This is a genomic window from Hyalangium sp., assembly GCF_035629615.1.
In the GTDB taxonomy this organism is placed as follows: domain Bacteria; phylum Myxococcota; class Myxococcia; order Myxococcales; family Myxococcaceae; genus Hyalangium.
Genome location: NZ_DASPHO010000089.1, coordinates 1 through 14473, shown reverse-complemented (window position 1 = coordinate 14473; position 14473 = coordinate 1). Strand labels below are relative to the sequence as shown.

Here is a 14473-nt window from a genome sequence, read left to right as displayed (position 1 = left end):
GCCGCGACATGAACCGCGCGCTGGTCTGCATTCCCACCTACAACGAGGCGGACAATCTCGGCCCCATCACCCAGGCCGTGCTAGCAGCCGAGCCGCGCGTGGACATCCTCGTCGTCGATGACAACTCGCCGGATGGCACGGGGAAGCTCGCCGATGCGCTCGCGGCGCAGGAGCCGCGCATCCGGGTGCTGCACCGCGAGAAGAAGGAGGGCCTGGGCCGCGCCTACCTGGCCGCCTTCCACTGGGCGCTCGCCGAGGGCTACACGTACATCATCGAGATGGACGCCGACTTCAGCCACGACCCGCGCTTCCTGCCCGGTCTGCTGAACGAGGCCGAGGCGGGCACGGACCTGGTGCTGGGCTCGCGCTACGTCTCCGGCGGCGGCACGGTGAACTGGGGTGTCGGGCGGCAGATCATCAGCCAGGGCGGCTCGCTCTACGCGCGCACCATCCTCGGGGTGGGCATCCGCGATCTGACGGGCGGCTTCAAGTGCTTCCACCGCCGCGTGCTGGAGGCCATCGCGCTCGATGAGGTGAAGAGCACCGGTTATGCCTTCCAGATCGAGCTCACCTACCGCACGCTCAAGAAGGGCTTCACCGTCCGCGAGCTCCCCATCGTCTTCGAGGACCGGCGCGTGGGTCAGTCGAAGATGAGCCGGAAGATCTTCCTCGAGGCGCTCACCATGGTCTGGAAGCTGCGCCTGACGGTGTGAAGCGGTATGAGCGACTACCTCACCCACTTCCTCGTGTCACTCTCCGCCGTCTTCTTCGTGGTGGATCCCATCGGGGTGGTGCCGATCTTCCTGGCCATCACCGCGGGTGACTCGGAGACGAAGATGCGCCGCACGGCCCTGAGGGCCTGCATCGTTGCCGGCGGGCTGCTGATCTTCTTCGCTGTCTTCGGCGGGGTCATCTTCAAGGTGTTCGGCATCTCCCTGGCCGCCTTCCGCGTGGCCGGCGGAATCCTGCTGCTCATGACTTCGCTGGACATGCTCCGCGCCCGGCCCTCGGAGACGCGCACCAGCCGCACCGAGGAGCAGGAGGGCGTGGCCAAGGAGGACGTGGCGCTCGTTCCGCTGGCCATGCCGCTGCTGGCCGGTCCGGGCGCCATCGCCAGCGCCATGGTGCTCATGTCCAAGGGGGAGACCCTGTCGATGGCCGTGCCAGTGCTGGCGGCCATCGTGCTGACGTTCGTGGCCAGCTACTTCATCCTGCGCGCCTCCCATCTCGTGCAGCGCGTGCTGAAGCAGTCCGGCGTCGCCATCCTCGAGCGCGTGATGGGGCTCATCCTCGCCGCCATTGCCGTGCAGTTCATGGCCGATGGGGCCAAGGATCTGCTCGCACGCTGAGCACGGCCTCGCGATCAGTCGGACGCGGTCGCCCAGCTGCCCCCAGCGCTGCGACGGACCACGCCTTGGGGCGGTCCTCCCATCGACAGCTCCTCCGGGCCTGCCCGGCGCGCATCGTACGAGTAGCCGTCCCCGGTCTCCTGCAGGTAGAGCACCAGCCCCTCGCGTCCAAGCTGTCGCACCACGCGGAACTGGTTGTCTCCGCACTCGGGCGACTCGCCCGCGAAGTACCGCTCGAGCAGCCCCTGCTCGGGCTTGCGCACGAAGACCACCACCGGCACGGGCGGCTCCCGGCCCTCGGTGGCGAACTCCGCCAGCTGCTGAGCGGGCACCTGCTCGCGCAACACCATCTGCACGAGCGCGCACTTCGTCTCCTCCTCCTGGAGGCGCTGGGCCACCGGTACCGAGTGTGCGCACCCCACGAGAGCGAGGCCCAGTGTGGTGGAGAGAGCAAGGCGGTTCATCCGTCGGTTCCTCCAGGAAGGCTTCACAGCTTTCTCCACTGCGGGGCAAAAGGAGCGTTCGTCAGCACGGGATCGTCCACGGAGATGATGTACTCGGCGCGGCGGTTGCCCGCCTCGTCGGTCTCGTCTGGCGTCACGACGTGGGGCGCCTGCTCGCCAAAGCCCTCGTAGAAGGTGGGCAGTCGCGCGCCCTTCCTGCGGAAGTACGAGGCGATGCTGCGCGCCCGCTGAAGGGACAGCTCGCGGTTGGAGGGCGTGGCCCCCACCGTGTCCGTGTGGCCCAGGATGTAGAGGCGCACCGCGGCGAGTTCCCCATAGCGCTTCACCGCCTCCGTGAGCTTCTCGACGCTGCGGTCCAGCTTCCCCCGCTCCGCTGCCGGGATCTCCGCGCTGCCCGAGGGGAAGTTCACCTCCTCGTGGGGGATGTCCACCTGCCACGGGAAGAAGTCCACGCTCTGGTAGAAGTCCGCCGTGTCATAGGCCTGCAGCGAGATCTTCATCACCTTGCCCGGCACCTTCGGCCACGTCACCTCGAGCGGCGTGCCCCCGGGCTCCCCCTTGAACTTCACCTCGCCGTCGAAGGCATTCCATCCCGAGTCCACCAGCACCGTGAGCTTCGCGCGCGCTGCCGGCCGCGAGAGCTTGAAGCGCAGCTTGCGCCCCGCGAGATCCAGGTCCTCCTTGGACACCGTCAGCGTCAGCGGCCCTAGCAGCTCCGTGTCGAAGGACAGCGGCATTGTCCCCGGCTCGGCGCCCTTGAAGCGCACCGTCAGCTCGCCCTCGTAGTGGAAGCGGCCCTCCGGCTGCTCCAAGGGAAGGGTGCGCGTGGTGCCTGGCCGCCCGCCCTCCTTGAACTCGAACACCTTTCCGTCCGAGCGCTTCAGCTTCACGTCGAAGCCGAGGATGGGCTCCAGGATCTCCACCTTCAGTGCCGGGGTCCCCTGGCCGAGCGGCATACGCGCATCCAGCGAGACATGGATCGCGTCCCCCGCCAGAGCAGGCGAGGAGGCAAGGGCGAGGCTGAGCAGGAGCAGGCGAGCGTTCATGAGGGCGGCAACCTCGGGCATGCCGGCGAGGGCAAACAGAGCCCCCACAGGAGGGATTCCCTGGGCACCAACGGTAGGACGGCGCGTGAATTCAGGGAATGGGCCCTCACAGGTACGGCGCATGATGGGTGGAGGACACCCACACCTCAGGTGACGCCCACCACCGTAATGCCCTGGGATTCCGCCTCCTTGAAGAGCTGGGGAGCGTCCAGCAGCACGGTCCGTCCCGCCTCCAGCGCCAGCACCTTCGCGCCCACCTCGCGCATGGCCTCCAGCGTGCGGGGCCCTGCCGCCGGCAGATCGAAGCGCAGATCCTGCCCGGGCTTGCAGCGCTTCACCACCACCGCGCCCTTGCCGCCCAGCTTGCCGCCGCGGCGGATCGTCTCGTCCGTGCCCTCCACTGCCTCCAGCGCGAGCACGTGCCCGTTGCGCACCACCACTGTCTGCCCCACGTCCGCCTTGCCGAGCAGCGACGCCACCTCCACCCCGAGCGCCACATCCTGCTCCTGCGCCGGGTGCAGCCGAGGCCCCGCGAGGTGGCCCACAGGACAGAGCACCTGGGAGAGGTAGTCCGTTGGCGCCACGATGGTGACGCCCTGAGCCTCGAAGTAGTCGGCGATGGCGCGCAGCAGCGTGTCGTCCCGGAAGCTGCGCAGCCGGGAGATGATGCGCACCGCTCCCAGATCTGGCCGCGCCTCCGTCAGCGCTCGCACCCGGCCGATGCCACCCGCCATCGCCGCGCGTGCCACCCCCGCCTGGACGAAGGTGCGGACGATCCGATCCACCTGCCCGAGCCGCACCCACGTGAAGGCCGTCACCTCCGCCTCCAGCGCCGGATCCGTCTCGCCGCGGTGAGCCACCGCCACGACCTCGAGGCCGCGGGCACGCGCCTCGCGGGCAAAGAGGAAGGGCAGCTGTCCGTTGCCTGCAATGAGACCGATCCGCTCCACCGCCCCAGCCTAGCGCGTCAGCCCGCGCTTGCTCTGGCTGATGAACTCGATCAGGTGGTCGATCTCCGGCTGGCCGCCGTACTCGGCCTTCAGCCGCGCCAGCGCCTCCGCCACCTGCAGCTTGGAGCGAAAGAGGATCTTGTACGCCTCCTTGATGCGGCCGATCTGCGCCTCGTTGAAGCCGTGGCGCTCCAGGCCCACGGTGTTCAACCCCACCAGCTCCGCCCGGTCCCCCTGGGCCATGCAGTACGGGGGCACATCCATCACCACCATGGCGCCGCCCGCCACGAAGGCGTGCCTGCCGATGCGCGTGAACTGGTGCACCGCCGTCAGCCCCGAGAAGATGACGAAGTCCTCCACCTGCACGTGCCCGCCGAGCGCCGCGCTGTTGGCCAGGATGCAGCTGTTGCCCACCACGCAGTCATGCGCCACGTGGCTGTTGGCCATGAAGAGGTTGCGGTTGCCCACCCGGGTGATGCCGCCGCCTCCCGCCGTGCCGATGTGCAGCGTGGTGAACTCGCGGATCTGGTTCTCGTCGCCGATGACCAGCTCGGTGTCCTCTCCCGCGTACTTGAGATCCTGAGGCGCCGCTCCCAGCGAGGAGAACTGGAACACGCGGTTGCGCGCACCCAGTGTCGTCCGCCCTTCAATGACGGTGTGCGGCCCCACCCGCGTCCCGGGGCCGATCTTCACCTTCGGTCCAATGACCGCATAAGGCCCGATCTCCACTGTCTCGTGGAGCTGGGCGTCCGGATGGACCACCGCCGTGGGGTGAACCTGAGCCATGACTTCTCTCCTTCCGTCCCCGCCTCTCAGGGCGCTGGCTCCTCGGCGGACTTCGCGTCCTTGTCCACCACCGTGGCCAGGAACTCGCCCTCGGCCACCTTCACACCCTCCACGGTGGCCGTGCCCTTCGTCTTCCAGATGACACCCTTGTGGCGCAGCACCTCGATGCCCAGCTGCAGCCGATCCCCGGGGAGCACGGGCTTGCGGAACTTCGCGTTGTCCACCCCCATCAGGTAGGTGACCTTGCTCTCCGGGTTCATGCTCTCGCTCTTGTACGCGAGGATGGCCGAGGCCTGTGCCAGCGCCTCCAGGATGAGCACCCCCGGCATCACCGGGTGCCCGGGGAAGTGGCCGTTGAAGAAGGGCTCGTTGATGGTGACGTTCTTGTAGGCCACGAGCTTCTGGCCGGGGATGAACTCCACCACGCGGTCCACCAGCAGGAACGGGTAGCGGTGGGGCAGCAGCCGCTGGATATCTCCAATGTCCATCATCCGCCCTTCTCCTTCTCGAGCAGCTCCACCCTGCGACGCAGGGCTCGCACTTCCTTGAGCAGATCCCCCAGTTGGCCCAGCGCCGCCGAGTTCTTCAGCCACTCGCGGTGCGGCACGGCCGGGCTCCCGGAGACGATCTGCCCCTCCTCCACATCGTGCGCCACGCCGGACTGGGCGCCCACCTTGGCCATGTCCCCCACGCGGATGTGCCCCACCACCCCCACCTGCCCCGCCAGCACCACCCCCGTGCCCAGCTCCGCCGAGCCGGACACCCCGGCCTGCGCGCACAGGAGCGACAGCGGGCCCACCTTCACGTTGTGGGCGATCTGAACCAGGTTGTCGATCTTCGTCCCGCGCCCGATCACCGTCTCGCCCAGCGTCGCCCGGTCGATGCAGGTGCAGGCCCCTACCTCGACGTCATCCTCGATGCGGACGATGCCCGTCTGGGGGATCTTGTAGTGCTCCGGCCCGTTGACACCCTCGGTGTCAAACGCGAAGCCGAAGCCATCCGCGCCCACCACACACGAGGCGTGGAGGGTGACACGCGAGCCCACCTGGCAGCGCTCGCGCACGGTGACGTTGGGGTAGAGCAGGCTGTCCTCGCCCACCGTGGCCCCCTCGCCCACGTAGGCGCCCGGGTAGAGCACGGAGCGAGCACCCACGCGGGCGCCCTTGTCCACCGCGGCACCCGGCATCACCGTGGCCTCGGGGTGCACCCGTGCTTCGGGGTGGACGTGCGCCTGGGGGCTCACCCCGGGGGAGGGGCGCGGCGGCGCGTGGAAGAGCGCCAGCAGCCGCGCGAAGGCCAGGTGCGGGTTGGGCACCCGGATGAGCGCCACCCCCTCACGCGGCGGCGCATCCGCCCCCACCAGCACGGCGGAGGCCCGCGTGGCCTCGTACTGACGCCGGTACTTCGTGTTGCCGTAGAAGGACACGTCCCCAGGGCCTGCCTCGGCGAGCCCGTTGAGGCCATGAATGAGCAGACCGGAATCTCCGAGGAGCTCCCCGGCCACATGGGTGGCGAGCTCCCCAAGCCGGCGCGGCGAGGACGTGTGGTTCACGACGGTCAGCCCCTTACTTCTTCGGGGCGTCCTTCGCCACTGGCGCGTCCTTCGCAACCGGGGCCTTGGGAGCCGGGGCCGTGCTCTTCGGCAGGGCATTGTACGCGCGGATGACCTCGTTGGAGAGATCGTACTGCGTCTGCGCGTACACGAGGCCGGAGTCACGCTTCTCGAAGACGAAGGAGAACCCGTCCCGCTCGGCGATCCTCGCGATCACCTGGTCGATCTTGTTGACGATGGGCTCCATCTCCTGGCGCTCGCGGTTGGAGGCCTCGGCGCGGTAGCGGTCCCACTTCTGGGCCAGATCGATGACCTTCTTCTGGAGCTCGGCGCCCTTCTGCATGCGAGTGTCCTCGCTCATGGCGCTGGCCTGCTTGTCCAGCAGCTCCTTCTCCTTGCGGAGCGCCTCCTGCTCCCGGTCGATCTCCTTCTGGCGATCTTCCAACCACTTCTGGAGACGCGTCTTCGCGGACTTGCCATCCTCCACCGCGAGGAGGACCTGCTGGTAGTCCACGTAGCCAAACTTCGGGTTCTGCGCGGAGGCAGCGACCGGGAGGGCAAGCGACAGGACGGCGGTCACGACCGCCAGGGTGCTTCGAAGCGACATGTCAACGGCTCCTAGAGGGGTGTTACTGGCTCCGACGTTCACCCTCGGCGGTTCTTCAACACCCCCTGGGTAGGGGGCGCCCGGAGCACCGGGGGGGGACGCCTTATCAGAAATCAGAAGAAGTTGCCGATGGTGAACTCGAAGAGATAGGGCTCATCTTCCGGACGCTTGCTCAGCGGGAAGCCCCACTCGAAGCGCAGCGGCCCGACCGGGGAGAACCAGCGGAAGCCGAAGCCCACGGAGTGGAAGAGGCCAAGCGGCAGCCGATCCTGCCGATCCTGGAAGAACTGCTCGTTGCGCGCGAAGGCGTTGCCGGCGTCATAGAAGAGCACGCCGCGGATGCCCGCCTTCTCGAAGACGGGGAACTCCAGCTCCAGGTTGAGGATGAGCTGCTTGTTGCCGCCCGTGCGGAACTCGGTGACGGTGGCATCCGGAGACTCGGAGCGGGGCACCGTCAGCGTGGGGCTGATGCTGCGCAGGAAGTAGCCGCGCACGGTGTTGATGCCACCCAGGTAGTAGAGCTCGGAGATGGGCAGCGGCTTGTCCGCCTCGAGCTGCTGGATGTAGCCCACGGTGGCGTTCGTCTTGAAGACGATGCCCAGCGGCAGGGGGAAGTAGAGCCGCGAGTAGGCCGTGTAGCGGGTGTAGAGGAAGCTGCCGCCCAGCAGCTTCGGGGCGAACTCCACCGAGCCGTAGTGGATGAAGCCGCGCGAGGGGAAGAGGCGGTTGTCCCGGCGATCGAAGGAGAGCGAGAGGCGCGCGGCGCTGGTGACGCCGCTGAGGAACTGGTTGGCCAGCAGCACCGAGCCCAGTGCCTGGCCGGCCTCCACGTCCACGTACTCGCGCGTGTAGCCGACGGTGCCCAGCAGGTCGTCCACGAACTGGTAGCCCAGCGAGAGGCTGCCACCGGTGGAGCGGCGGACGAAGCCGTCATAGTCCGCGTCCACCCGGAAGAAGTCCGCGGACAGCAGGTACTGCGTGTCCAGGAAGTAGGGATCGTAGAACGAGAGCTGCACCAGCGAGCGCAGGCCCGAGATCTGCGCCGAGGCGGAGACGCTCTGCCCCCACCCCAGGAAGTTGTTCTGGGACACCTGGGCCGTGAAGATGAAGTTCTCCACGTTGGAGAAGCCCAGGCCCACCTGGAAGGTGCCGGTGGCCTTCTCCTTCACCTCCACCTGGAGGACGATCCGATCGTCCGCGCTGCCCGGCTTCTGGGTGATGTCCACCGTCTCGAAGAAGCCCAGCGCGGTGACGCGCTCCTTGCTGCGGCGCACGCCCGTGCCGTTGTAGAGCTCGCCCTCGTAGACGCGCAGCTCGCGGCGGATGACCTTGTCGCGCGTCTTCGTGTTGCCGATGACGTCGATGCGCTCGATGGTGACCTGTGGGCCCTTCTGGATGTCGAACGTCAGGTCCACCGTCTTGTCGTCCGCGTTCACGGAGGTGACGGGGTTGATGTTCGCGTAGGCGTAGCCCTCGTCGTAGTAGACGTCCGTGATCGTCAGGATGTCCTGGGAGAGCTTGGAGCGGTTGAAGCGCTCCTTCGGAGCGGAGGTCATCTTCGCCCCCAGCCCCTCCTTGGCAACGATGAGATCGCCGCCAAAGTCCAGCTTGCCGATGTCGTACGGCTCGCCCTCCGTCACCTTGAGGGTGATGAAGATGTAGCGCTTGTCCGCCGACAGGGAGATGACGGGCTTGTCGATGCGGACGTTGATGAAGCCGTAGTCGTAGTAGGTGGCCTGGATGACGGCCAGATCCCGCTGGAAGGCCTCCTCGCGGTAGGTGCCCTCGCCCGTGAGGAAGGAGAAGTAGCCGCCCTCGCGGGTGACCATCACCGCCTTGAGATCCGCGGCCTTCACCTGCTGCGCCCCGATGAAGGTGATCTCCTTCACCATCACCTTGGCGTGCTCGTTGATGACGAGCACCACGTCGACGCTGGTGCCGCCCTCCACGGGATCGATGCGGTGGGAGACCTCCGCCAGGAAGTAGCCCTTCTCGATGTACTTCTCCTGGATCTTCTTCACCGTGGAGCGCACGGCGTCCATGTCCAGGATGGTGGCGGGCTTGACGTCGATCTGCTCCTTGAGATCGTCGTTATTCAGCTCGTCGTTGCCCGTCAGCTTCACCGCGCGCACCGAGGGGCGCTCCTGCACCCGCACCACGTAGGCGATGCCCTTGGGGAGCCGCTGCACCAACAACTGAACGTCCGTAAAGTAGCCCAGGCCCCAGACGGCCCGGAGATCCTCGCCCGTGCGGAGCGGATCGAAGACCGTGCCCTGCTTCGTCACGAGCACCCGGCGGATGGCCTCGGACTCGACGCGGCGGTTGCCCTCGATGCGGACCTCGACGACGCGCTCGCCCTGCTCCTCGGAGAGCGCCTCCTCGTCTACGGGGGCGTCCGCGGGGGGGGTGGAGGGGGCTGGGGGCTGGGGCTGGGGCTGCTCCGTGGCCGGCGCCGGAGGCGTACCCGTCCCCGCCTGCGCCAGCGCACGGCAGGGTGCGAGCGCCCACAGCGTCATCGCGAGCAGCGGCAGGAGCGTCTTGTGAGACAGAACGGGAGACCTCAAGGGGCAGTCGGCCAGGAAGGGGCGGCGCAATCTAAGGGATAGGTTCGGCGTCCCTCAATGCAAAAGCGCGGCGAGTTAAGCGTCCGTCACCTGCCCGCCTGCAAGGCGCAGCCGCCTCGGCATGGAGCGAGCAAGCGTCTCGTTGTGTGTCACCACCACGGCGGTGATGCCCAGATCGCGGTTCACGTCTCGGAGGAGTTGGTGGATGCCCTCGCCGGTGGCCGGGTCCAGGTTGCCCGTCGGCTCGTCGGCCAGGAGGATGGCGGGCTGGAGCACCAGGGCGCGCGCCAGGGCCACGCGCTGCGCCTCGCCGCCGGACAGCTCGCCCGGCTTGTGGTCCACGCGGGCGCCCAGCCCCACCCGCTCCAGCAGCTCGCGGGCCTTCGTGTACGTGGTAGTCCGGTCCAGGCGCTGGACGAGCGCCGGCATGGCCACGTTCTCCAGCGCGGTGAACTCCGGCAGCAGGTAGTGGCTCTGGAAGACGAAGCCGATGGTGCGGTTGCGGAACTCGGCGATCTCCGCGTCGCTCATGGCGAAGACGGAGCGCTCCTCGAAGAACACCTCGCCAGCGGCCGGCGCGTCCAGCGTGCCCAGCACGTGGAGGAAGGTGCTCTTGCCCGCGCCGGAGGGGCCCACCAGGCTCACCAGCTCGCCGCGAGAAATCTCCAGCGACACGCCGCGCAGCACGTCGATGCGCTTGCCGTGCAGGAAGTAGCTCTTGAAGACGTTGCGGATGGAGAGGAATGCCATGGCCTACTCTGCCTTGAGCCCTTCCACCGGCTCCACGCTGCTGGCCTTGAGCGCCGGATAGATGGATGCCAGGTACGTGACGAGCACCGCGATGACCACGGCCAGGAGCGTCTGCACCGGCTCGATCTTCACCGGCAGCGCGGGGATGTAATAGACCTGAGGGTCCAGCTTGATGCCCACCTTCTCGATGAAGAAGCACCAGGCCAGACCGGACATGAGCCCCAGCAGGCCGCCGGCCACGCCGATCTGCAGGCCCTCCGCGAGGAAGATCTTCACGATGCCGCCGTCCGGCACGCCCAGGGCCTTGAGGACAGAGATCTCCTTGCGCTTCTCCAGCACCAGCATGATGACGGTGGCGACGATGAGGCCCGCGGCCACGATGATGATGATGGAGAGGATGATGCCCATGACCAGCTTCTCCAGCCGCAGCGCGGAGAAGAGGTTGCGGTTCGTCTCGCTCCAGTCGCGCGCCCGGTAGGGGTAGCCGCCCAGCTTGCGCACCACCTCCGAGGCGACGTGCCGCGCGTCGTCGATGTCCGCCACCTTGAGATCGATGCCGTTGGCGCCCTTCACCTCGAAGAACTTCGCAGCCTCGTCCAGGTAGATGTAGACGAACTTCGCGTCGTACTCGTACATGCCCGAGTAGAAGACGCCGGCCACCCGGAAGACGCGGCTCTTCGGCATGGGGCCCTGGGGCCCCAGCTCCGTGCCCAGCGGCGAGACGATGTTCACCTTGTCGCCCACAACCACGCGCAGGGCGGCAGCCAGCTCACGTCCGAGGATGATGCCCGGCAGCACCTTCTCCTGCGCCGGCTTTGTCGTCCGACCGATGATGGGATCGATCTCCTCCTCTTCCTCCTCCGGCTTGCCCTCGGAGCCCGCGGGCTTGTCGTCCAGCATGGGCTGGCCCGCGCCTCGGGGCGCGCGCTCGGGGAGGATGAGCTCGGGCTTCCTCAGGTACTCCAGCGAGCCGCCCGGCAGCATGTACCCCGGCAGGTCCGTCACCGAGCCCACCGAGTCCGGGTCGACGCCCTTGATGACGACGCCGTCCACGTTGCCCTCGGAGACGATCATCACCTGGTTGGTGATGAAGGGCGACTGGCCGATGACTCCGGGCACCTTGCCGATCTGCTCCATCAGCTTCGGGTACTCAGGCAGGTCCCCGGCGTACTTGGACACCACCGCGTGCGCGTGGGTGCCGAGGATCTTCTGCTGCAGATCGATCTCGAAGCCGCTCATCACCGACAGCACGACAATGAGCGCCATCACGCCCACACCCACGCCGCCCACGGACAGGGCCGTCATCATCATCGTGGGCGACTGCTCGCGCAGCTTGAGGCGGTGGAGCGCCTCGGCGGCGGCGAGCGGGTCGGCCAGGCCCAGGGCGCGGATGCGGGTGCGCTCCACCGCGGCCTCCACGGACCGGACGATGCCGTAGATGAGCAGCGGCGGGACGATGCCCAGCATCAGCACCCCCAGCGTCCCCAGCAGCAGCGACGGACGGAACACCTCCACGTGCCGACGGGAGACGAACAGCTCGAAGCCGGCGCGCAGATCCAGCCGCCCGCTGCCCGCGGCGACGAAGCCGGAGTTGATGCCCAGCACCAGCATCAACACCAGCAGCCCGAACACGAGCCAGTAGGACAGCTCGGGCCGGCCGAGCAGGCCCGCCACGTACGTCACCTCGCGCAGCCGCGGTCCCAGCGTGAGCTGGAGCGAGCTCACCCGCTCCATCATCGTGAGCAGGATGGGGACGGGCAGGCCCAGGTAGAAGACGCCGATGGTGGCCTCGGGCAGCGACAGCCGCCGCGCCCGCGCCGCGCCGATGGCCCCCGAGATGAACGCAATGCCGCAGGCCACCAGGAGCGAGACGGCGAAGGCCCAGGGAGGCGCCAGCTGCAGGCCCGAGCCCGAGGCCCCTCCCGTCTCCGACACCTGCACGCCACTGGACAGCAGCGTCTGCAGCAGGATGAGGACGATCTCCGCCAGGAGGATGCCACCGCCGTACGCGGCCAGCGTGCTCCAGTAGAAGTCCCGGTAGCCCGCGAGCCGCGGGTACAGCGGGGCACCCGCCGCGGGGCTCGGGCCTTCTGTGGAGGGAGGAGCTCGCCGGATGCCCGCAGCGATCAGCCCCCAGCCGGCCAGCCACACCAGCACACCCGCCACGAGGAACTGCGTCCCGCCGATGGGCAGCGGCTGCTTCAGCCCGAGCTCTGCCGGCGTGAGCGACAGCGCGTTGAGGGTCTGCAGCAAGGAGCCCCAGCCGATGATCGACAGACCCAGCGAGCTGGCGACCTCGGCCCACGCATGGGACCGGGAGAGGGCCACCCCGAGCAGCACGAAGCCCACGAGGGCGACAAGTGCGCCGCTCCAGACGAAGCCCCAGCGATAGACGGTCTGCCGTTCAGCGGTTTGCACGGGAACCTTAGGACCTTGGCTACTTTTGGCTACTTGGAGAGCGGCTTGAGGAGCGGGAAGAGGATGACGTCCCGAATGGAGGGTGCATCCGTGAACAACATCGCGAGCCGATCAATCCCGATGCCCTCACCTGCCGTGGGCGGCATGCCGTGCTCGAGCGCCCGGATGTAGTCCTCGTCGTAGTCCATCGTCTCCTGCTGGCCACGCTGCTTCGCCTCGAGCTGGCCCTGGAAGCGCTCCTTCTGGTCCAGCGGATCGTTCAGCTCGGAGAAGGCGTTGGCGATCTCCCGGCCGGCGACGAACAGCTCGAAGCGATCCGTGATTTCCGGGTTCTGATCGTTGCGCCGGGCCAGCGGGCTCACCGAGGTGGGGAAGTGGGTAATAAAAGTCGGATGCACCAGCTTGCCCTCGACGTGGTGCTCGAAGAGGGCGCCCACCAGCTCGCCCTGGTTCATGGTCTCGATGGCGCGGCGCTCGGCCTCGCCGTGGCTCGTCTTGAGCAGCTCGTGGCGGAGCTTGTCCGGGTCAGCCATGTCCTTGTCGGTGAGCGCGGCGCCCACGGCCTCGCGGATGGCCTCCGTCATGGGGATGCGCTTCCAGCCCTTGCCGAAGTCCAGGGTGTGCCCCTGGTAGGCGACCTTGGTGTCGCCGGTGACGGCCTGGGCGGCCTCGGAGAGCATCTGCTCGGTGAGGTCCATCAGGTCGTCGTAGGTGGCATACGCCTGGTAGAACTCGAGCATCGTGAACTCGGGGTTGTGCCGAGTGCTGATGCCCTCGTTGCGGAAGTTGCGGTTGATCTCGTAGACGCGCTCGAGGCCGCCCACCACCAGGCGCTTGAGGTACAGCTCCGGGGCGATCCGCATGAACAGATCGATGTCGAGCGCGTTGTGGTGCGTGGTGAAGGGCCGCGCTGCCGCGCCGGAGACCAGCGGGTGCATCATCGGGGTCTCCACCTCGATGAAGTCGCGGGTGTCCAGGAACTCGCGGATGAAGCGCACCAGCTTGTTGCGCTTGAGGAAGGTCTGCTTCACGTCCGGGTTGGAGACCAGGTCCAGGTAGCGCTGGCGGTAGCGGATCTCCACGTCCGTCAGGCCGTGCCACTTCTCTGGCAGGGGGCGCAGGGACTTGGTGAGCGGGATGAACTTCGTGGCGGACAGGGACAGCTCGCCCGTCTTGGTGCGGAAGACGGGGCCGGTGGCGCCCAGGAAGTCGCCCACGTCGCAGAGCTTGAAGACCTCGTAGGTGTCCCCGAGCGCGTCCTTCTTCATGTGGACCTGGATCTCGCCGGAGCGGTCCCGGAGCTTGATGAAGGCGGCCTTACCGAAGGTGCGCATCGCGATGATGCGGCCGGCCACGGTGTAGACGGTGGGCGGTGCCTTCTCGAAGTCCTCGGCGGACTGGGCGCCGTGCTTCGCGTGGATTTCCGCGGCCTGGTGCTCGGGGCGGTAGCCGTTGCCGTACGGGTTGAAGCCCGCATCGCGCCACTTGCCCGCCTTGTCCAGGCGCTGCTGGTAGATCTCCTGCTCTTTGGACCCGAGGTCCGCTTCAGCCGGCTTGTCGCTCTTGTTTTCGGTCTCTGCCATGGCGCGCCCTTCCAAGGGCGCGGCACCGTAGCCAAGCCCTCCCCGGGACGCAACGCATCATGTCCTGTTCATGAGCGCCAGACCGTCGTCTCCGCGCCCTACCCTGCAGGGCGGTCACGAAGCGGACAGCACCAGGAAGGCGGCCACCGCCGCGGCCAGCAGCAGCGGAATGAGCACCTCCACAGGGACGCGGTGGTAGTTGTGCGCCAGGTGCAGCTTGCGCAGCCCGAACCGCCGCTCGCGCTTCACCCGGTTCAGCACCATCGAGGCCATCATCGGCGGCGCCTTCTCGCGCTCCACCTTGCGCACCCGCTGGACCGTCTGCGCGTACCGATCCCACCCCGCCCGGCACTCCTCACACCCGTCCAGGTGCGAGCGCACCGCCTGCGCCTGCGGCTCCGCCA

At 67.9% G+C, this 14473-nt stretch carries 14 protein-coding genes; 2 read left to right on the top strand and 12 right to left on the bottom strand.

Translation table 11 applies throughout. The features are described 5' to 3' along the window. The first annotated feature begins 8 nt into the window (after window positions 1-8). On the top strand, window positions 9-713 hold the full coding sequence (locus VD972_RS03985; RefSeq protein ID WP_324980982.1) for a polyprenol monophosphomannose synthase: 705 nt from the start codon (window positions 9-11) through the stop codon (window positions 711-713). Between the two features lie 6 nt (window positions 714-719). Beyond that, window positions 720-1349: a MarC family protein gene (locus VD972_RS03980; RefSeq protein WP_324980977.1), complete on the top strand. Its 630-nt coding sequence runs from the start codon at window positions 720-722 to the stop codon at window positions 1347-1349. 14 nt (window positions 1350-1363) lie between these two features. On the opposite strand, the gene VD972_RS03975 is transcribed toward VD972_RS03980, so the two are convergent. The 12 genes from VD972_RS03975 to VD972_RS03920 all read right to left on the bottom strand — a co-directional run. Next, window positions 1364-1813 carry a hypothetical protein gene (locus VD972_RS03975; protein WP_324980974.1) on the bottom strand — a complete coding sequence of 150 codons (450 nt, stop codon included), beginning with the start codon at window positions 1811-1813 and terminating at the stop codon, window positions 1364-1366. A 23-nt stretch (window positions 1814-1836) separates the two neighbouring features. Beyond that, the gene (locus VD972_RS03970) at window positions 1837-2859 is read right to left on the bottom strand and encodes an OmpA family protein (RefSeq protein ID WP_324980971.1); all 1023 of its coding nucleotides are present in this window, start codon (window positions 2857-2859) and stop codon (window positions 1837-1839) included. 146 nt (window positions 2860-3005) lie between these two features. Then, entirely contained in the window at window positions 3006-3809 is an 804-nt protein-coding gene (locus VD972_RS03965; protein WP_324980968.1) for an LpxI family protein, read from the bottom strand. 9 nt (window positions 3810-3818) lie between these two features. After that, window positions 3819-4595 carry an acyl-ACP--UDP-N-acetylglucosamine O-acyltransferase gene (lpxA, locus tag VD972_RS03960; RefSeq protein ID WP_324980965.1) on the bottom strand — a complete coding sequence of 259 codons (777 nt, stop codon included), beginning with the start codon at window positions 4593-4595 and terminating at the stop codon, window positions 3819-3821. A gap of 26 nt (window positions 4596-4621) precedes the next feature. Next, window positions 4622-5086: a 3-hydroxyacyl-ACP dehydratase FabZ gene (fabZ, locus tag VD972_RS03955; RefSeq protein WP_349256548.1), complete on the bottom strand. Its 465-nt coding sequence runs from the start codon at window positions 5084-5086 to the stop codon at window positions 4622-4624. Then, a complete protein-coding gene (lpxD, locus tag VD972_RS03950) occupies window positions 5083-6147 on the bottom strand; it encodes a UDP-3-O-(3-hydroxymyristoyl)glucosamine N-acyltransferase (protein ID WP_324980962.1) in 1065 nt (354 codons plus the stop codon). Before lpxD ends, fabZ begins: the two co-directional genes overlap by 4 nt. A 13-nt stretch (window positions 6148-6160) precedes the next feature. Further along, entirely contained in the window at window positions 6161-6754 is a 594-nt protein-coding gene (locus VD972_RS03945; RefSeq protein WP_324980959.1) for an OmpH family outer membrane protein, read from the bottom strand. A gap of 113 nt (window positions 6755-6867) precedes the next feature. After that, window positions 6868-9270, bottom strand: coding sequence for an outer membrane protein assembly factor BamA (gene bamA / locus VD972_RS03940; RefSeq protein WP_414653981.1), 2403 nt, complete (start codon window positions 9268-9270; stop codon window positions 6868-6870). Window positions 9271-9393: 123 nt separating this feature from the next. Next, the gene (locus VD972_RS03935; RefSeq protein ID WP_324980953.1) at window positions 9394-10068 is read right to left on the bottom strand and encodes an ABC transporter ATP-binding protein; all 675 of its coding nucleotides are present in this window, start codon (window positions 10066-10068) and stop codon (window positions 9394-9396) included. Between the two features lie 3 nt (window positions 10069-10071). Continuing rightward, on the bottom strand, window positions 10072-12486 hold the full coding sequence (locus tag VD972_RS03930) for an ABC transporter permease (protein WP_324980950.1): 2415 nt from the start codon (window positions 12484-12486) through the stop codon (window positions 10072-10074). 29 nt (window positions 12487-12515) lie between these two features. After that, window positions 12516-14069 carry a lysine--tRNA ligase gene (gene lysS / locus VD972_RS03925; RefSeq protein WP_324980947.1) on the bottom strand — a complete coding sequence of 518 codons (1554 nt, stop codon included), beginning with the start codon at window positions 14067-14069 and terminating at the stop codon, window positions 12516-12518. A gap of 114 nt (window positions 14070-14183) precedes the next feature. Continuing rightward, on the bottom strand, window positions 14184-14473 hold a 290-nt coding region (locus tag VD972_RS03920; RefSeq protein ID WP_324980944.1), incomplete at its 5' end, for a transmembrane transcriptional regulator.